Source organism: Streptomyces sp. NPDC025833, assembly GCF_055558055.1.
Genome location: NZ_JBVHNF010000007.1, coordinates 348,506 through 366,841, shown reverse-complemented (window position 1 = coordinate 366,841; position 18,336 = coordinate 348,506). Strand labels below are relative to the sequence as shown.

Here is an 18,336-nt window from a genome sequence, read left to right as displayed (position 1 = left end):
CGTTGATGGCGCACTCTCCTCGGGGAAAGGGGCTGCTTAGGGGAGGTGGCAGGCGTCGGCGACGCTAGCGCGGCAACTCCGTGCTACACGCGTAGAGTTGACACATTGTTATGGCTCGGCGGGGGGCTCCGTCAGGTGCCCCCGCGCCGAGCCTCAGGTCCGGCGGGACCCGTCAGGTCACGGGGTGGTCTTGACCTTGATCGAGCCGTCGACGATCTTCTTCTTCGCCGCGTCCAGCTTGGCCTGGACGTCGTCGATGAAGCCGCCGCTGGTGGAGAGCTTCACGCCGTCCTTGGCCAGCGAGTAGGTGTTGGTGCCGGTCAGCGGCTTGGCGTCGTGCACCGACTTGACGAAGTCGTAGACGCCGACGTCGACGTTCTTGACCATCGAGGTCAGGATCGCGTTCTTGTACTTGGCCAGACCCGGGATGTTGTACTGGTCCGAGTCCACGCCGATGGCCCAGGCGCCCTTCTTGCCCGCGACGGCCTCGATGGCGCCGTTGCCGGAGGAGCCGGCCGCCGTGTAGACGACGTCCGCGCCGTTGTCGAGCATGCCCTGCGCGGCTTCCTTGCCCTTGTCGGGGCTGGCGAAGCCGGAGGTGTCCGAGCCGTGCGACAGGTACTGCGTGTCGACCTTGATCTTCGGGTTGGTGTCCTTGACGCCCTGGACGAAGCCCGCCTCGAACTTCTTGATCAGCGGGACGTCGACACCGCCGATGAAGCCGACGTGCTTCGACTTGGACTTCAGCGCGGCGGCGACACCGGCCAGGTAGGAGCCCTGCTCCTCGGTGAAGTTGATGCTGTCGACGTTCTTGCCGTCCACGACGGAGTCGACGATGCCGAAGCTGGTCTTCGGGTACTTCGCGGCGACCTTCGTCATGGAGGCGGCGTAGGCGTAGCCGACACCGATGATCGGGTTGTAGCCCGCGTCCGCCAGGTCCGACAGGCGCTGCTCGCGGTCGGCCTCGGTGTCCGAGGTCTTCGCGGTCAGCTCCTTGATGTCGCCGCCGAACTCCCCCTTCGCCTTGTCGGCACCGCGCGCGGCGGAGTCGTTGAAGGAGCGGTCACCACGGCCGCCGACGTCGAAGGCGAGACCGACCTTGACGCCCTTGCCGTCACCGGAGGACGAGCCGGAGTCCTTGTCGGAGGAGGTGCTGCCACAGGCAGTGGCAGTCAGTGCGAGTGCTGCGGATGCGATACACGCAGCGGAAAGCTTGGCTACCCGGCGCACGGGAAGGCTCCTTCACCTGACCTGAGCGCCATGTCGGCGCTTGATGGGAGCGCCGTGTCGGCGCCCCAGCCGAGACGCCCCTTCGGCGTCGGCTTCGCGGCATCGTAACGCGCGTAGATGTCGCAAAAAACCCTCTCGCGAAGCCGTTATCGATTCGAGGCAAACACTGCCTGAACTCGGCCTCCGGGCCGTCCGACGGCGCCGCCGCGGGCCGGGTGCGAGTGGCTTGCTTTCGCTGTCGGGGCGGGTGCGGTCTGCGGTGCCGGGGCGGGAGCGGCCTTCGGTGTCGCGGCGGGAGCGGCCTTCGCTGCTGCCGGGCTGGGAGTCGCCTTCGGTGTCACGGCGGGCGCGGCCTTCGCTGCCGGGGCCGGGAGCCGCCCTGGGTGTCGTGCCAGGGCGCGGCCTTCGGTGGCGGGCCGGGTGTCGGCCCCGCCGTCGGGTCGGGAGCCGCCTTCGGTGTCGTGCCAGGTGCTGCCGCCCCCGCCGCTGCGCCGGGCGGGGGCGGCACGGCCCCGGGGGACCGGCCGTCAGCCGCGCGTGGTGTCGCCCTCCAGGAAGGCGGCGGCGGTGAACATCTCGACCCCGACCGTGATGGCGTGCTCGTCGGCGTCGAAGTCGCCCTGGTGGAGGTCGCGCACCGTGCGCTCGCCGGGCCGGCGCACCCCGAGGCGGGCCATCGCGCCGGGCACCTCCTCCAGGTACCAGGAGAAGTCCTCGCCGCCGAGGCTCTGCTCGGTGCTCTCCACGGACTTCATGCCGCGCCGCGCGACCATCGCGCGGCGCAGCAGGTCGGTGGAGTCCCGGTCGTTGACCACCGGCGGCACCCCGCGCATGTAGTTGATCTCCGACTTGGCGCGGTGCAGGGTCGCGACCTCGTCGATCGCCGCGTGCACGATGTCCGGGGCGTCCCGCCAGGCGTTCAGGTCCAGGCAGCGGACGGTGCCGGACAGCTCGGCGTGCTGCGGGACGACGTTCGGGGCGTGCCCGGACTCGATCCGGCCCCAGGTGACGGCGAGACCGGCGCGGGTGTCGACGCGCCGGGCGACGAGCGCGGGCACGTCGATGGCGACCCGGGCGGCGGCGGTGACCAGGTCGGTGGTCAGGTGCGGGCGGGCGGTGTGCCCGCCGGGGCCGTCCAGGGCGATCTCCAGGCGGTCGCAGGCGCTGGTGATCGGCCCGTGCCGGAGTCCGATCCGGCCGGCGTCCACCCGGGGGTCGCAGTGCACGGCGAGGATCCGGCCGACCCCTTCGAGTGCCCCGTCCGCGATGGCCCCCAGGGCGCCGCCGGGCAGCACCTCCTCGGCGGGCTGGAACAGCAGCCGCACCGGGCGGGACAGCAGCCCCTTGGCGTGCAGGTCGGCCAGGACGAGCCCGGCTCCGAGGACGACGGTGGTGTGCACGTCGTGGCCGCAGGCGTGGGCGCGGTCGGGGACGGTGGACCGGTAGGGGCAGTCCGTCTTGGTGTCCGGGATGGGCAGGGCGTCGATGTCCGCCCGCAGGGCCAGCAGGGGGACGGACGGCCGCTCACCCTCCGTGAGCCCGATGTCGCAGACGAGCCCGGTACCGGTGGCCAGGACGCGTGGGCGCAGCCCGGCCGCCTCCAGCCGCTCCTTGATCGCGGCGGTGGTGCGGAACTCCTGGTTTCCCAGTTCGGGATGCATGTGCAAGTCGCGGCGGAAGGCGACGAGTTCGGCGTGCAGGGACTCGCTCAGCACGCCGGGGAGCACATCCCCCGAAAGGCCGGCCTCGGACTCTAGGGACATCAATTGCTTCACCCTCTGAAGGGTAGGACGCCCACTGATCAACTACCCCTCGATCAACCAAAGTTCAGCCCGTTAGGGGAAGAAAATCTGACCGGCGGACGCATGGCTGCGGACTGTGTTGGGTAAGACCCTTGTTTCCTCCCTCCACGGATACCATGCATCCCAGGTGTCGCGCGCGTCATGTCCACGAAACGGACCACGCCCGATCGCCTAGAAACGCTCGACCTCCTGCCCACCGGGGACCTGGTAGCAGCCGGAGACGATCATGATGCTGAGCTTGGGAGGGTTCCTCTTCTTCATCTGGGTGATCTGTACGCCGACCTTCTGCTCGTCGTTGTCGGCGGTCAGGGCCAGGTTCTCGTTCCGGCTGGTGTCGGGGCCGTACTCGACGATCTTCCAGCCGTGCTTCGGCAGTCCTTCCCGCAGGTGTCGCATCGCGGCGTCGAGATCACTCGCCGACGCCGGACGGAAGCTCCACTTGTGGAAGATCCGGAAGTACGTGTCGCGGTCCTTGCCCGGGCACTCCTGGACGCCGGGGCCGCTGTCGGAGGCCGTGCCCTCGACTCCGATGAGGTCGTAGAGCCGGCTGGAAACGCTCTCCGCCCTGGCGGCGGCGTCCCGTGACGTGCTCGTGCCGGCGGAGGGGATGTCATCGGGTTCCGTGCTGGAGGTCATGCCGCATCCGGTGGAGGTGGTGAGGACGGTGGTCACGAGGAGCGCGGCCGCGCTCATGCGTCTCTTCAAAATCGACGGGCCTCGCTCTTCCTAACGGGTGTACTGCCAGGTCGGGGTCGGTTGCTTCAGCTGCACGTCCTCCCCGTGCCCCGCGACGACCAGTGCCTGGTTGAGCAGACTGTCAGAGCCCTCGTCCCAGTAACCACTGTGGCCGTCGGTGTCGGTGGTCATTTGCTGGGCACCGAAGCGCTCGTCGCTGGGCACGGTCCAGGGCCCGTCCCAGTCGGTTCCGCCGTGGCCGAAGCGGCCGATGTCGGGCACGATGTCGCCGTCCGCCTCCTCGTTCCACACATGACCCTTCGGAACGTCCAGCTGCTCCGCCTTCGGCACCGTCACACCGGGACTGCCCGCGGTGATCACATCGTCCGCATTCAGCGTGCCATGGTCGGCGGCCGAGCCGACGAGGGTCGTACCGTACGAGTGTCCGATCACGGTGCGGTGCGGCGGGGTGTCGCCGCTGTGGGAGGCCTCCAGCCCGTCGAGGAACTGGTTGAAGGCCGGTGCGCCGTCGTCCGCGTAGTGGCGGCGCGGCGAGTCCGTCACGATGTTCTGTGGGGCGTCGTACCCGAGCCAGGTGATGGTCGAGACCGGCTGCCCGTCGGCTTCATCGGTGGCCACCCGCCAGGTCGAGGTCATCCTGTCGACGTTGCCGCTGATGTTGCCGAGGTTCGAGGTGGTGCCGGGCACGTAGACAGCCTGGTGCCGGGCCGTGTCCGGATCGCCGTTTGCGATGATCGCCCGACCGTTGCCGTCCGCGCTGAAGCCGAGGAGGAAAGCCGGAGGCAGCCCCTTCGAGTCCCTCTCGGTGCCCCGGCCGGTCGAGTCGAAGCGGCTCTGGATGGCCTCCATCCCACGCAGCGAGCTGGTGAGGTGGTCGTAACGCTCGCCGTGCTTGTTGTACCAGTCCATCCATTCGTCGGTGTGCACCTTGGACGCCCAGCCGTTGGTGGCGATGTAGGTCCACTCGTTCATGGGTGGCTTCGGCATGGAATCGAGTTCCATCCGGTATCGGGCCCGGGTCTCGTCGAGCACCACCCGGTTCGCCTCGTCGCGGATCGTCGAGGGCAGCCCGTCGAGCTTGCCCACACTGTCCGGACGGAGGGAGAGCCATGCTTGCCGGTCCTCGTCGGTGAGGCCTCTCCACCACGCCGCGTTATCCCTGGGGCTGCCATCCTCGGGCGGGCGCGGGAGCGAGTCGAGATACTTCTTGCCGGCCTCGCCCACCCCGTCCTGGTCCGACTTCACGTCCGACCAGTCCTGGTCCGAGACCTTCAGGTCGTCGTCGGCTTTCAGCGCCCGGAGCTTCGGCGCCCACGTGGCATCCGCGTCCGTCGCCTCCTGAAGCGCATCACCGATCCGGTTCGCGAACCCGACCGCCTTGCCGAAGTTCGGGTTCGGATGCATGTTGACGGCCTGGCGCTCGATCGCCGCGGACGTCGGGTCGGTCATGCTGGTGCTGGGCGCCACGATGTCACCCCCGGGTACCTTGCCATCGACTTCTTCGCCGCCGGGGGGAAAGGTGACCGAGCCGTCCGCGCCCACCGTGCACCCGGCCGCCTCGGCGTCCGCCAGCGCGGCCTCCAGCTTCCGCTTGGCGGCCGCCAGCTCGAAAGCGAAACCGTTCAGCGCGGTACTGGCCAGCGCGCACTCGGTCTGCATGTAGTGGAAGTCGTTGCCCAGTTCCTGCAGCTCCCGTAGGGCAGCGTCCACGGCTGCGCCTTCCAACTGGTTGCGCAGGCGCGCCGAGATCCGGTTGTCCACGGCTTCCTTGGCGGTGCTCGCCATATCGCTCGCGGCCCGGTACCCCTCGGCGGCTTCCTCGAACTCCGAGGGCTTCAGTGCCTTCAGCGTCGCCAGGTCCATGGCCGCTCCGTCACCGGCCCTTCGCCTGGCCGCCGACGGCCTCGGTGTCCTGGTACTTCGTCCTCAGCCTGTCCAGCTCGGCCTTGACATCGCCATCCGTCTTCGCAAGGTCGTGCCCGGAGCGCTCCATCACCCCACCGAGTTCAACGCAGCGACCTTGCACGTCCTCGACGTACTTCTTCCAGGAGTCGTATAACTCCTTCTGGGCCGCCGCGGACTGGCACCCGGACGTCTCGCCGAGCCCGGACTGTCCGTCGTCGAGCTTCCGCAGGGCCTTGCCGATATCGTCCCGCAGACCTCTGGTGTCCTCACCGACCTGCGTCCAGATCTTCTTGTCGGACTTCAGCCTGTCCCCGCCGCCGTCTCCGGGGCCTGACGGCACGTGGTTCAACCGCATCCCCGTCGAGCCGCGGGCCGCGACGTCCGCCTTCACCCGCTCCCACTCGTCCCACGCCATGGGTGACGACCTCCCCGTTTTCCCACGTTTCCGGCGGTCTTCCGCTGCGTCGCGCATGGTCGGTGCGCAGGGAAGAAATCCTAGGACGGAGCGGTTCCACGGTGCCTGAGTATGCGTACTTACGTACGGTCAGGCGGGTGGCTCCGCCAACCGGTGGGGACCGTCACGCCGGGGTCACCGCCGGCAGGTGGTGGATGTCTCGGGCCGTGCCCGTGACGTCGGACAGGAAGCCCTGGGCGCGGGGGGAGGCGGTGTCCGTGAGCCAGGTGGGGTCGATGTCGCAGACCGCCACCCGGACGCCCGTGCCGGCCAGGGCCAGCGGGAGGGTGTGGACGACCGTGGACGGGAAGCTGAGGATCGTCCGGCCGATGGGGCCGCGGCGGGCGATCAGTTCCAGCGGGAGGTCCGGGCGGACTATCTCCAGGCCCGTCTCGGTGGCGAGGCGGTGCAGCTTGCCGGTGCTCTCGCGGCGGTGGGCGAAGTAGCGGGCGGCGCCGTGCGCCCTGGCCAGGCCGCGGACGGCCTCCAGGTAGCGGTCGCCGTCCACGACGCCGGTCTCCACCAGGGAGGTGCCGACCAGGTCCGCGCCCCGCGTGATGCGCGGCGGGCCGAAACGGGCCCGCGTCCAGGCGAACTCGTTGGCGGTGACGGTGACCCCCGCGGGGGCCTCGGTCACCGGCATGGAGGAGAAGACCTCGACCCGGCGGTCGCCGCCCGGGGTGAGGCGGCGCCGGGCGGAGGAGGAGACCGGCGCGAAGAGCAGGTCGCGCGGGCCGGGCCGGCCGCCCTTGCGGTGCCAGCGGACCAGGCGTTCGCCGCGGGCGAGCTGGGCGACGAACTCCAGCGTCGCGGTGCCGTCGTCCACCACGACCAGGTCGGTCGCCCGGGTGATGGTCAGCAGGAGCTGCACGTACCGGGAGAACGGGTCCCCCATGACGATGCGGTCGGCCCGGCGCAGCGGGCCCGCCAGACCGCCGATCGTGTGGAAGGGCGCGGTCGTACCGCCCCGCGCCTCCTCCCAGCGCACCACGTACCCCTCGTCCCGGGCCAGGTCGGCCATGCGGCGCAACTGGCCCCGGGTCATGGGGTCCGTCGGGGACAGGACCACGACGGTGAGCTCCGCGCCGGCCGGCGGTGGCGCGGCCGGCACCCGCCGGGACTGCGCGGGCACCGCCGGCCGGTCCGGCGCGGCGCCACCGGGCCGGCCGTGCAGGTGCGCCCACTCCAGTACGTTCAGCAGCTGTACCGGGCTCTCCACGAAGGCGAGCGTGCGGGCAGGGTGGCCGGCCTGACCGGCGCGGGGGCTCATCGGCGTACGACCGTCCCGTCGTAGGGCAGCTAAGGCGATCGGAGGGGTCAGACCGAGACCGGCTCGCCCGCCGCCGCGGCGATCTCCGCCTCGGCGACGACGCCGGCGACGCGGCGCAGCTTCTTCATCGGGCCCTGCTCGGACTCGTACACCCGCTTGACGCCGTCACCGAGGGACGCCTCGATGGTGCGGATGTCGCGGACCAGGCGGACGAGGCCCTGCGGCTCCACCGAGGCGGCCTGGTCGGAGCCCCACATGGCGCGGTCGAGGGTGATGTGGCGCTCGACGAAGGTCGCCCCGAGCGCGACCGCGGCGAGGGTGGTCTGCAGGCCGGTCTCGTGGCCGGAGTAGCCGATCGGGACGTTCGGGAACTCCTTCTCCAGCGTGTTGATCACGCGGAGGTTCAGCTCCTCGGCCTTGGCCGGGTAGGTGGAGGTGGCGTGGCACATGAGGATGTTGTCGCTGCCCAGGACCTCGACCGCGTGGCGGATCTGCCTCGGGGTGGACATGCCGGTGGAGAGGATGATCGCGCGGCCGGTGGCGCGCAGGGCGCGCAGCAGCTCGTCGTCGGTGAGCGAGGCGGAGGCCACCTTGTGGGCGGGGACGTCGAACTTCTCCAGGAAGGCGACGGCCTCGGTGTCCCAGGGGGAGGCGAACCAGTCGATCCCCTTCTCCTTGCAGTACGCGTCGATCTGGCGGTACTCGTCCTCACCGAACTCCACGCGGTGGCGGTAGTCGATGTAGGTCATCCGGCCCCAGGGGGTGTCGCGCTCGATGTCCCACTGGTCGCGGGGGGTGCAGATCTCGGGGGTGCGCTTCTGGAACTTGACGGCGTCGCAGCCGGCCTCGGCGGCCACGTCGATCAGCTTGAAGGCGTTCTCCAGCTCACCGTTGTGGTTGATGCCGATCTCGCCGCAGATGTAGACGGGCGCGCCGGGGCCGACCTCGCGCGAACCGAAGGTGCGCAGACGGGAGTTGGTGCTCATCAGGGGGGTGTCCTTACTTGGGGAGGGAGTCGAGAGAGGGGCCGAGGATCCAGCTGGCGATCTCTCGGACGGCGCCGTCGCCGCCGGGGACGGTGGTGACCGCGCGTGCGGCGCCGCGTACGACGTCGTGAGCGCTCGCGACCGCGACCGGCCAGCCCACGAGGGCGAAGCACGGCAGGTCGTTGACGTCGTTGCCGACGTAGAGCACGCGCTCCGGCGCGATGCCCTGCTCCTCGCACCACTGCTTCAGCGCGAGGTCTTTCCGGTCGATGCCGTGCAGCACGGGGATCCGCAGCTTCCGTGCGCGGGCGGCGACGACCGGGTTCTGTTCCGTGGACAGGATCAGCAGCTTCAGGCCGCTCCTGCGGAGGGCCGCGACGCCGAGCCCGTCACCGCGGTGCACGGCGACGAACTCCCGTCCGTCGGAGTCGATCAGCACCCGGTCGTCCGTCTGGGTGCCGTCGAAGTCCAGTACGACCGCGTCGACGTCGTCGGCGGTCGGCAGCGAACCGGGGCGGTCCGCGTCGAACAGCGGCGCGAGCGCGCGGGCCCGGGCCAGGTCGTGCGGGTCGTCGATCTCCAGTACCCGGGCCGGGTCGGTGCGGACCAGCTCGGTGTGGCCGAAGAAGCGGTGCCGGTGCTCGCGGAAGCCGGCCACGTCCATCGCGTAGGCGGCGCCGGTCTCCAGGAAGTCCTGGGGGCGGTCCTGCCGGCGCGGGCGGTAGGACTTGTCGTGGTTGACGCCCGTCCCGCCGCTCACCGCGCCGTCGGCCCCGGCGCCGGCCCCTTCGCCGGCCTCCCGCCAGACGAAGCCGTGGAAGGGGGCCACGGTGACGGCGGTGTCCGCGCCGTTCTCCGCGACCGCCGCGGCCACCCCGTCGATGTCCTCGCGGACCAGGAAGGGGCTGGTGCACTGCACGAGCACGACCACGTCGACCGGGGCGCCGTGCAGTGCCTCGTGGGTGTCCACGGCGTGCAGGACGGCGGCCTCCGAGGTGGCGGTGTCCCCGGCGATGGCGGCGGGCCGGAGCACGACCTCGGCGCCGGCCTGCCGCGCGGCGGCCGCGATGGCCTGGTCGTCGGTGGAGACGACCACGTCGGTCACCAGCCGGGTCGCGCGGCACTCCCGCACCGCGCGCGCCACCAGCGGGACACCGCCCACGGGGGCGAGGTTCTTCGCGGGCACGCCCTTGGAGCCGCCACGCGCCGGGATCACCGCGAGCACCCGGCGGACGGCGGGTCCTGGGGCCGGTTCCGAGTGGGACATGGGGTCTACTCCTTGCGATGAGGTCACAGCTCGCCCATCCGCCGGATCACGGGGGCGACGCGCTGGACGCCGTGCCGGTAGGCGCCGCGCGCGGCCCGGCGCACGATCTGCCGGACGGGGCCGGGCGCCTTGTCGGCGGCGGGCGCGCCGGGCAGCGGGACGCCGTCGGGGCCGAGGTGGTGGCGGGCGAGGATGCCGGGCAGGTAGCCCGGCGCGGTCACGGTGGTGTAGTAGGGGTTCAGGGGAGGCAGGCCGCCGGGGCGGTCCAGCAACTTGGCGATGCGCTCGCGGGCGGCGTCGTACGCGGTGGCGTACGCCCCCGTCCCCGCGGGCGCGACGCCCTGCCGGGCCACCCACTCCCCGTCCGGCACCGGCAGGTGCCCGGCGTCGAGCTGCTCCCAGGAGGCGAGGCAGCCGGAGCCGGTGAAGTGGTGGTTGCCGAGCACCTCGCGGACCCCGAGGTCGGTGAGGATCGCGGTGGGGATGCCGCGGTGCAGGGCCTCCAGGGCGGCGGTGGAGCTGACCGTGACGAGCAGGTCGGTGCGGTCCAGCACCTCGCCCATGTGCCCGTAGACCATCCGGAAGTTGGCCGGCAGGTCCTTGCCCTGGACCAGCTTCTGGTACGGCAGTTCCTCGATGTGGGTGGTGTGCTCGCCGGGCTTGGAGCGCAGTTTCAGCAGCACCTCGCGCTCGGGGTGCTTCCGGGCGTGGTCGAGGAGGCGGTCGAGCAGGTGGAGGCGGTCCCGGCGGTTGTCCGGCACGGACGGCTGGGCCGCGAACACCACGGTGCGGGTCCCGCGCCCGTCCGCCGCGGGGGCGTCGGGGCCGCCGGTGTAGGGCGCGCCGCCGAGGAAGGGCAGGGCGACCTCGGTGACCGAGGAGGCGTCGGCGCCCACGCCCTCGTAGACGGCCCGGAACCGGTCTGCGTCGTGGCGGGAGTTGGCGAGGACGATGTCCGCGCCGTGCCGCAGCAGCAGTCCGTCGGCGAGCTTCTCGTAGACGACCCCGACGTAGCCGGTGACGACCACGGGGCGCTTCCCCGAGCCCCAGGCGGCGCGCAGCCCGTGCAGCATCGCCTGCACCCCGCCGCCGACCAGGGCGAGGACGAGGACGTCGTACGGCTCGTCGGTCAGGGCACGCAGGAACTCGACGCCGGTGACCTCGCGCAGGGAGTCCGCCCGGACGCCGACTTCGCCGAGCTGGCGGGCGGTCGGAGTGGCGCGTCCCCGCAGGAGGTAGCCGTCGAGCCGGACCTCGGCAGCCGCGGGAGTGAGGCGCTGCGCGGTGAGCGCGCCCCACTTCCAGCGGGTGTCGGAGTCCGCGAGGACGGCGACCCGCAGAGACTTCGTAGCACTTACTGGCACGCCGAAGACGCTAGGAACCGATTTCGAGGTTCCGCCCAACCTGAACACAACAAACGGTTAACAGAACGTCGCCGAATGGCGAATCAGGCTCTGATCACATCGGAAAACAGTTCGGTTCACAGCTTTGCCACGCGCAGTTCACCTGGAATCCAGCATCCGGTCAGGGCGTGTGCCGGGCCGCCCTCTACCGTCTTCCGCGTGGTGAAGCTCTCGGTGATCGTGCCCTTCTACAACGTCCAGCAATACGCGCCAGACACGCTGAAGAGCCTGCGCGCGAACACGCGTGAGGACTTCGAATTCATTCTCGTCGACGACTGCTCGCGCGACGAGACGACGGAGATCCTGGCGCGCGCGGAACGCGAACTGCCCGGTGCGGTGCTGGTCAGACACGAGCAGAACGGGGGGCTGGCGACCGCCCGGAACACCGGCATCGACCGGGCCCGCGGCGAGTATCTGACGTTCCTGGACGGCGACGACTGGCTCGCCCCCGGGTACTACCCCCGACTGGTGGCGGCCATGGACGAGCTGGGCTGCGACTTCGTCCGCACCGACCACGTGCAGTGCACGGGCCGGGCCCGCGCCGTCCACCGGGTCCCGCAGGGCCGCCGCGGGGTCGTGCTGAACCCGCGGGAGGCGATCCTGCCCGCGGACCGGTCCACCTCCGTCGACTACGCGTACGCGTGGGCGGGCGTCTACCACCGCCGGCTCGTCGACCGGGGCCTGCTGCACTTCACCCACGGGCTGCGCACGGCGGAGGACCGGCCGTGGATCTGGAGGCTGCACCGGGAGGCGGAGTCCTTCGCCGCGGTCGGCCTGCTCGGCGTGTATTACCGGCGCGGTGTCGCCTCGTCACTCACCCAGATCGGTGACGTCCGCCAATTGGATTTCGTTCGCGCATTCGACCAGGTGATCGAGGAAACGGCGCGGGATCCCGAGGCCGATAAACTGCTCCCGAAAGCCGTGCGTACATATTGCGCCATCATGGCTCATCATCTCGGATCGATCGAGAGGTTCGAACCCGCCGTGGCCCGACAATTGCGCTCCCTGGGCGCGGGCGCGCTCAGGAGGCTGCCGCAGGACGTCCTGGCCCAGGTCCTGGACTCGATGGACCCCCAGCGCGCGGGCCGGCTGCGGCGGCTGCGGCGCCGGCCGGCCGGCACCCGGACGGTGGCCGCCTGATGTCCCGTACGACCCACATCTTCTGCGCGTCGACGCTGTACGGGGCGGCCACCCTGGCCGCCGCCCTGGACGCCGGGCTGTTCGCCCCGGCCGACCGCCGGCTGCTGGTGGTCACCAACAACGCGGTCAACCCCGAGACCACGCCGTCCGTGGACCGGATGCCGGGCTTCGAGGCCCTCGCCGGCCGCTTCGACGGGGTGCTGTCCTGGAACGAGGCCATCGCGCCCCTGCACCCGAGCGGCTGGGGCCCGCGCGCCAACGACATCCCCATGTGGGAGCGGTACGTCCGGCTGCTGTGGGGGCTCGGCGACGACCGGATCCGGCTCACCGTGGAATCCGTGCACGTCAACCCGGCCCTCGCGCTGTGCCAGTTGTTCACCGGGGCGCCCGTCGACGTCTACGCCGACGGCCTCATAAGCTATGGCCCCACGCGCGACAAGATCGACCCGCTGGTCGGCACGCGCATCGACCGCCTCCTCCACCTCGATCTGGTCCCCGGGCTGACCCCGCTGCTGCTCACCGAGTTCGGCGTACGGCCGGAACTGGTGCCCGCGGAGGCGTTCCTGAAGGTGCTGGAGGAGCTCGCCGGGGACGGCACCGAGCTGCCGGATGCCGACGGGCCGCGGCCCGCCCTGCTGCTCGGCCAGTACCTCTCCGCGCTGGACGTCCTCAGCGTCGCCGAGGAGGAGGAGCTGCACCTGCGGATGGTGCGCGGCGCGGTGGCGCTCGGCCACCGCAGGCTGGTGTTCAAGCCGCATCCGGTGGCGCCCGCCCACTGGTCCCGGCTGCTCCAGCGGGAGGCGGAGCGGCTCGGCGCGGAACTCGTCCTGCTGGACGTGCCCGTGCTCGCCGAGGTGGCCTTCCGGCGGCTGCGTCCCGCGCTGGTCGTCGGCTGCTTCTCCACCGCGCTGCTCACGGCGGCCGCGCTGCACGGCCTGCCCGTCGCCCGGGTCGGCACGGACACCGTCCTGGCCCGGCTCGCGCCCTACCAGAACAGCAACCGGGTGCCGGTCACCATCGTCGACGCGCTGCTGCCCGACCTCGACGACGGCGCGGCCGTGTCCGGCTGGTCGATGCCCTCGCCGGAACGCGTGGCCGAACTGGCCGCGCTGCTCGCGGCGGTGGGCTTCGCGATGCAGCCGAAGATCCACCCCGAACTGCGGGGCGCCGCCGAGACCTATCTCGCCCGCCACCTCGACCAGCACACCTGGCGCTACTTCAAGCGCCGCCGGCTGACCGCGCTGGCCCTGCCGGGCGCGGTCCCCGCGCAGTTGTCGTTCATCCCGCGCAACGCGACCGTGCGCCGCATCGCCCGCCGGGCCCGTGCGCTGACGCGGCGCTGAGCCCGCCGCCCCGCCCCGCCGCACATCGCCCCCGTGACCCTCGTGGCCCACGGGGGCGTCCCGCCTCCCGCCGTCCGGGTCCAGAACAGGTGCCCGAACGGGAGCCCGCGCGGGCGCCGGGGTGAGCCTCCGGACGGGCGCCGGGAAGGAGCCGGAACGGGCGCCGGGGCGGGCACACCGTCCTTCACCCGCACGACACCTGTGCGATCTCCGTACGTCAACTTCCCCTCGTTTTCCCTCCGTCGGGGGTGCGTAGCGTCGCCTCGTTGACCCACGAGCGCGACCCCCGAGATCGCATCCGCCGAAAGAGGCCCACGATGAAACCGGCCGACCAGACCCTCGCACCGGCGAGCGCCGTCGGTGCGCTGCCCGCCGAACGGCTGCCGGGCCCCGGCAGCCTGCCGGCCGGCCCCGTCCGCGTGCGCGCGGGTGACCGGCTGCGCGCCCTGGACGGGCTGCGGCTGCTGGCCGCGCTGATGGTCTGCCTCTACCACTTCGCCGGCAAGAACGGCGAGGTCGCCGCCTCCTGGCACCAGTCCCCCTCGGACGTGTTCCCCACCCTGTCGCAGGCGGCGACGTACGGCTGTCTGGGCGTGCAGTTCTTCTTCGTCATCAGCGGCTTCGTGATCTGCATGAGCAGCTGGGGCCGTACCCTGGGCGACTTCTTCCGCTCCCGCGTCTCCCGGCTCTACCCGGCTTACTGGGCGGCCCTGTTCATCGTGGGCGCGGCCTCGGTCGTCCTGCCGGTCGTGGTGCACCCGCTCCGGTCGGACGAGTTCCTGATGAACTTCACCATGCTCCAGCAGCCGATGGGCGTGCCGCGGGTGCTGGGCGTGTGCTGGACGCTCTGGGTCGAGATGCGGTTCTACGTGCTCTTCGCGCTCTTCGTGATCTGGCGCGGGGTCACCTACCGGCGCGTGGTGACCTTCTGCATCCTGTGGACGCTGGCCGGTGTGCTGTCGCGGGTCGCCGACACCCCGCTCACGGACGAACTGGTGATGCGGGACCACGCGCCGTACTTCATCGGCGGCCTGGCGCTCTACCTGATCCACCGCTTCGGCAGCGACTGGCTGCTGTGGGGCATCGTCGGCATGTCCTTCCTGCTGGGACAGCGCTACTCGGTCACGGCCCTGTGGCACCCGGGCCCGCAGGGCGCCTTCCCGCGGGACGCGCACGTCATCCAGGGGATCGTCTTCCTGTCCTTCGCGGCGGTCGCGGTGGTGGCACTGGGCTGGACGCGGTGGGCGAACTGGCGCTGGCTGACGCTGGCCGGGGCGCTGACGTACCCCTTCTACCTGATCCACGAGCACCTGGGCTGGTTCGTCATCCGGATCCTGCACCGCGGGCTCGGCCTCGGCCCGTATCCGACGCTCGCGCTGACCGTGGCCGCGCTGCTGGGACTGGCCTGGCTGATGCACCGGTTCGTGGAGCGGCCGTTCGGGCCCCGGCTGAAGCGGGCGCTGGCGGCGCGCCGGACGGCGGCCGTCCCCCCGCGCTGAGCGGCCTGCCGCACCCGCAGGGAAAGGCGGCCGACGGGAGCGCTCCGCTCCCGCCGGCCGCCCGGGTCCGCCCCGGGCGCGGCTACCGCCGGCGCGCCCGGATCTGCTTCACGGCCTTGCGCACCGCCGGGTGGCGGCGCAGGGCCTCGGCGCGTACGGTGCTGCCGCCGGGCAGGCGCAGCGCGGTCAGGCGGCGCTTCTTGAAGTACCGCGGACGGCCGGCGAGGTGCGCGCCGAGCCAGGCGACGGCCTCCTCGCGCAGGCCGGGCAGCTTGCGGGACTGCATGCAGTAGCCGACGGTGCGCACGAGCGGGCCGAGGTCCGCGCCGAGCGAGTCCAGCGGGAGCGGGGTGCCGGTCGTGTCGCGTTCCGCGTCGGGCAGGGCCGCGTCGATGATGGTGAGCGGGATGCGGTTGCTGTTCTCGTACGGCGTGATGCGGTCGAGGAGCAGGTCGGTGCCGACCCGGGCGACCGGGATGCCGTAGAAGGCGGCGGCCGTCATCAGCGCGGTGGAGAAGCAGCCGATGACCAGTTCCGGCTTCAGGTGGGCGAAGACGGTCTCGGCGAGCACGGGTTCGCTCAGGACGGTCAGCCGCACGCCGAGCGCCGCGGCCTCCGCCTCCAGCGTGCTGTCGTAGGCGGCGGGGGCGCTGGGGTGGGGCTTGAACAGGACCCCGCGGTGCCCGGCGCGGGCGGCGGCGCGCAGCATGCGGACGTGGAGTTCCTCCTCCTCGTCCTGCGTGATCAGGCCGATGGCGGAGAGGTACTGGCCGAGCAGCACCGCGGTGGGGCGCTCGGCGGCGGGGACGCGGTCGGCGAGGATCCCGGCGCCCTCCGCGCCGATCTCGGCGAGCACCCCGACGACGGAGTCGTTCGGCACCGCCACGGGTTCGATCCCGTACTCGGCCAGCAGCAGCGGGCGCAGCCCGGGCACCAGGTCGAGGTGGAGCACGCGCGCGATGCGGCTGCTCATGCCGTGCGGGATGCGGTTGCGGGTGGGGCCGTAGCTCATCAGGCCGTCCGCGTACACGTGGATCGGGCTGTCGGCGAAGATGTCGGCCACCGCGCGGGAGGGGTTGGCCTGGATCGACTCGCAGGCGATCTCGACCGGCTCGTCGCCGAGGTTCCAGTCGAGGCGTACGGCCTTCTGCCACATCACCAGGTCCTGGCCGCGCGGGGACCAGCCGGCCGGGTGGTGCGGGGCGATGAAGTCGTTCCAGGAGCGGACCTCGTCGAATTCCGGGCGCAGCCGCTCGAAGCCGGCCATGCGGTCCAGCGGGGTGCCGACCTCGGGCACGGCGGCGGTGTTGCTGACGACGAGGATGCGCCGGTGCTCGGCGCGGGGGCCGAAGAGCCCGGCGCGCAGGGCGGCGGTGACGGTGGCCGCCGCGTACTGGGTGGCCGAAAAGAATATCTGGGTCGTACCGGGCCGGCACGCGCCCCCGGCCGTGGCCCGGGCCGTGCCCGCGCCGGTGTCCGTACGGTCCGTGCCGCTCATGCCGCGATTCCCTTCATGCCGCCGCGTATGCGCCGCAGCACGTCCACGCGTCGCTCGCCCATGCCGACGAGGGCCTCGGTCAGTTCTTCCTCGGACATGCGCTCCAGTGCCTCGCCGGCCAGCTGCCGCAGCCGGGCGGCGACGCTCCGCTCGAACCGCTCGCGGTTCAGGAGCTGGTGGGCGATGACGACGCAGTAGTTGCGCAGCGCCTTCTTGCGCAGCCTGCCCGCCTCGGGGTCGTCGGCGAGTTCGGCGAGGACGAGGTCGAAGGAGCGGAAGAAGTCGAGCTGGCGCACGTCGCCGATCTGGGTGAGGGAGCTGGCGACGCCCCTGCGGTAGAAGACGCCGTGCAGGCTGGCGACGGCGTAGGAGTCCGCCCTGCGGTGCAGCTCCCAGATCCAGGGCCGGTCCTCGGCGGTGCGCAGGCCGTCGTGGAAGCGCAGCATGCCGCGGTCGAGCAGGCGCCGGTGGTAGATGCCGGCCCAGGCATACGGGTAGTCGACCATGGTGCTCTCGTCGACCGGGAGGATCGAGTCGCGCGGGTCGAGCGCGATGTGCCGGCGTCCTTCCGGTGCCCGGTGGACGGCGCGCTTCACGCCGGTCACCTGGACGTGGTCGGTGCGGACGAAGTCGACGTCCAGGCGCTCGATGTGGCGCACCAGGCTGTCGAGGTAGCCGGGGGCGAGCCAGTCGTCACCGTCGAGGAAGGTGAGGTAGCGGCCCTCCGCCGCGTCGATGCCGGTGTTGCGCGCGGTGGCCAGGCCACCGTTCTGCTCGTGCCGGACGACCCTGCTGTTCGGCAGCCGTTTCGTCAGTTCCAGCAGCGCCTCGTAGGTGTTGTCCTTGGTCGACCGGTCCTCGATGAGGAGGAACTCGAAGTCGCTTCGGGCGTTGTTGACGAGGCTGGCGACCGTCTCCGGAACATACGTCTCGACGTTGTAGCAGGGGATGATCACCGACAGTTTCGGGGAGCGGTTGGTCACACGTACACCCGGGCTCTCTCAGCAGGTCGTCTCAGGGGCAGGTCCGTGTGACCGTAGAAAGTGTTCGACGCCGGGCGGCGACCCCCGCCGGAACACGGGGTGAACGCGGGGTGGCGGCCTGGCGCTGCCCCGCCGGCCGGGGTCCGGCGGGGTCCGGCGGAACGTCAGGAGGAGGCCAGCGACAGCTTGACCGCGAAGCCGAGGAACAGGGCGCCCGCCGCCGAGGTGGCCGTCGCCGACAGCCGCTTGCGGCGCCGGAAGGCGGCGGCGAGGCGGGTGCCGCCGAAGATCAGCGCGCTGAGGTAGAGGAAGCTGGCCAGCTGGGCGAAGGCGCCGAGGACGACGAAGGACAGGGCCGGGTAGGCGTACCCGGGGTCCACGAACTGCACGAAGAAGGCGACGAAGAAAAGGATCGCCTTGGGGTTGAAGAGGCTGACGACGAAGGCGCGGCGGAAGGGCCGCTCGTCGGCGGCCCGGTCGGGCCCGGCCGCCTCCTCGGCGCTCCGCGTGCGCCGGGTCCGCCACAGCTCCCACGCGGAGCGCATCATCCCGATCGCCAGCCAGGTCAGGTAGCCGGCGCCGGCGTACTTCACGATCCCGAACAGCACCGCGTTCGCCTGGAGCAGGGAGGCGACGCCGGCGGCGGAGAGCGTCATGAGGACCGTGTCCCCGCACCACACGCCGGCGGCGGCCGTGTACCCGGCGCGCACACCGCGGCGGGCGGCCACGGACAGGACGTAGAGGGAGTTGGGGCCGGGCAGCAGGATGATGAGGGCCAGGCCCGCGAGGTAGGTGGGGAGGTCTGTGACGCCGAACATGGCAGGAGTGTCGCACGGGGGTGCCCGGGCGCGGCCCGGGTG

Annotated in this window: 15 protein-coding genes; 3 read left to right on the top strand and 12 right to left on the bottom strand. The window is 71.7% G+C overall.

The genetic code is table 11. From position 1 onward, the window contains the following. Nucleotides 1–177: 177 nt before the first annotated feature. The 9 genes from ACZ4K2_RS15105 to ACZ4K2_RS15065 form a co-directional block, all read right to left on the bottom strand. Entirely contained in the window at nt 178–1,230 is a 1,053-nt protein-coding gene (locus ACZ4K2_RS15105; protein WP_467477934.1) for a BMP family lipoprotein, read from the bottom strand. A gap of 527 nt (nt 1,231–1,757) precedes the next feature. Continuing rightward, nucleotides 1,758–2,993, bottom strand: a complete 1,236-nt coding sequence (locus tag ACZ4K2_RS15100) for an amidohydrolase (protein ID WP_467477937.1) — start codon at nt 2,991–2,993, stop codon at nt 1,758–1,760. A gap of 210 nt (nt 2,994–3,203) precedes the next feature. Then, complete coding sequence (locus ACZ4K2_RS15095; RefSeq protein WP_467477940.1) at nt 3,204–3,725, bottom strand: hypothetical protein; 522 nt, start codon at nt 3,723–3,725, stop codon at nt 3,204–3,206. 33 nt (nt 3,726–3,758) lie between these two features. After that, nucleotides 3,759–5,591, bottom strand: a complete 1,833-nt coding sequence (locus tag ACZ4K2_RS15090; protein WP_467477942.1) for an alpha/beta hydrolase — start codon at nt 5,589–5,591, stop codon at nt 3,759–3,761. Nucleotides 5,592–5,601: 10 nt separating this feature from the next. Continuing rightward, a complete protein-coding gene (locus ACZ4K2_RS15085) occupies nt 5,602–6,048 on the bottom strand; it encodes a hypothetical protein (protein ID WP_467477944.1) in 447 nt (148 codons plus the stop codon). A 163-nt stretch (nt 6,049–6,211) separates the two neighbouring features. Next, nucleotides 6,212–7,357 carry a hypothetical protein gene (locus ACZ4K2_RS15080; protein WP_467477946.1) on the bottom strand — a complete coding sequence of 382 codons (1,146 nt, stop codon included), beginning with the start codon at nt 7,355–7,357 and terminating at the stop codon, nt 6,212–6,214. A 47-nt stretch (nt 7,358–7,404) separates the two neighbouring features. Continuing rightward, nucleotides 7,405–8,343, bottom strand: coding sequence for an N-acetylneuraminate synthase family protein (locus tag ACZ4K2_RS15075; RefSeq protein WP_467477950.1), 939 nt, complete (start codon nt 8,341–8,343; stop codon nt 7,405–7,407). A gap of 13 nt (nt 8,344–8,356) precedes the next feature. After that, nucleotides 8,357–9,610: a cytidylyltransferase domain-containing protein gene (locus ACZ4K2_RS15070; protein ID WP_467477953.1), complete on the bottom strand. Its 1,254-nt coding sequence runs from the start codon at nt 9,608–9,610 to the stop codon at nt 8,357–8,359. 23 nt (nt 9,611–9,633) lie between these two features. Next, nucleotides 9,634–10,974, bottom strand: a complete 1,341-nt coding sequence (locus ACZ4K2_RS15065) for a DUF6716 putative glycosyltransferase (protein ID WP_467477956.1) — start codon at nt 10,972–10,974, stop codon at nt 9,634–9,636. A 198-nt stretch (nt 10,975–11,172) separates the two neighbouring features. On the opposite strand from ACZ4K2_RS15065, the gene ACZ4K2_RS15060 reads away from it, so the two are divergent. From ACZ4K2_RS15060 to ACZ4K2_RS15050, 3 genes are all read left to right on the top strand, one after another. Further along, nucleotides 11,173–12,153, top strand: coding sequence for a glycosyltransferase family 2 protein (locus tag ACZ4K2_RS15060; RefSeq protein ID WP_467477959.1), 981 nt, complete (start codon nt 11,173–11,175; stop codon nt 12,151–12,153). Further along, nucleotides 12,153–13,496: a polysialyltransferase family glycosyltransferase gene (locus tag ACZ4K2_RS15055; RefSeq protein WP_467477963.1), complete on the top strand. Its 1,344-nt coding sequence runs from the start codon at nt 12,153–12,155 to the stop codon at nt 13,494–13,496. The genes ACZ4K2_RS15060 and ACZ4K2_RS15055 overlap by 1 nt, the downstream gene beginning before the upstream one ends. Before the next feature lie 317 nt (nt 13,497–13,813). Further along, nucleotides 13,814–14,995, top strand: a complete 1,182-nt coding sequence (locus tag ACZ4K2_RS15050; RefSeq protein ID WP_467477966.1) for an acyltransferase family protein — start codon at nt 13,814–13,816, stop codon at nt 14,993–14,995. 82 nt (nt 14,996–15,077) lie between these two features. Here ACZ4K2_RS15050 and ACZ4K2_RS15045 read toward each other — a convergent pair whose 3' ends face one another. The 3 genes from ACZ4K2_RS15045 to leuE form a co-directional block, all read right to left on the bottom strand. Then, nucleotides 15,078–16,493 (bottom strand): polysialyltransferase family glycosyltransferase, encoded by a 1,416-nt coding sequence (locus ACZ4K2_RS15045; RefSeq protein WP_467477969.1) that lies wholly within the window; start codon nt 16,491–16,493, stop codon nt 15,078–15,080. After that, nucleotides 16,490–17,476, bottom strand: a complete 987-nt coding sequence (locus ACZ4K2_RS15040; RefSeq protein WP_467477972.1) for a glycosyltransferase family 2 protein — start codon at nt 17,474–17,476, stop codon at nt 16,490–16,492. The genes ACZ4K2_RS15045 and ACZ4K2_RS15040 overlap by 4 nt, the downstream gene beginning before the upstream one ends. 164 nt (nt 17,477–17,640) lie before the next feature. Beyond that, complete coding sequence (gene leuE, locus ACZ4K2_RS15035; protein WP_467477975.1) at nt 17,641–18,294, bottom strand: leucine efflux protein LeuE; 654 nt, start codon at nt 18,292–18,294, stop codon at nt 17,641–17,643. Between the last annotated feature and the right edge of the window lie 42 nt (nt 18,295–18,336).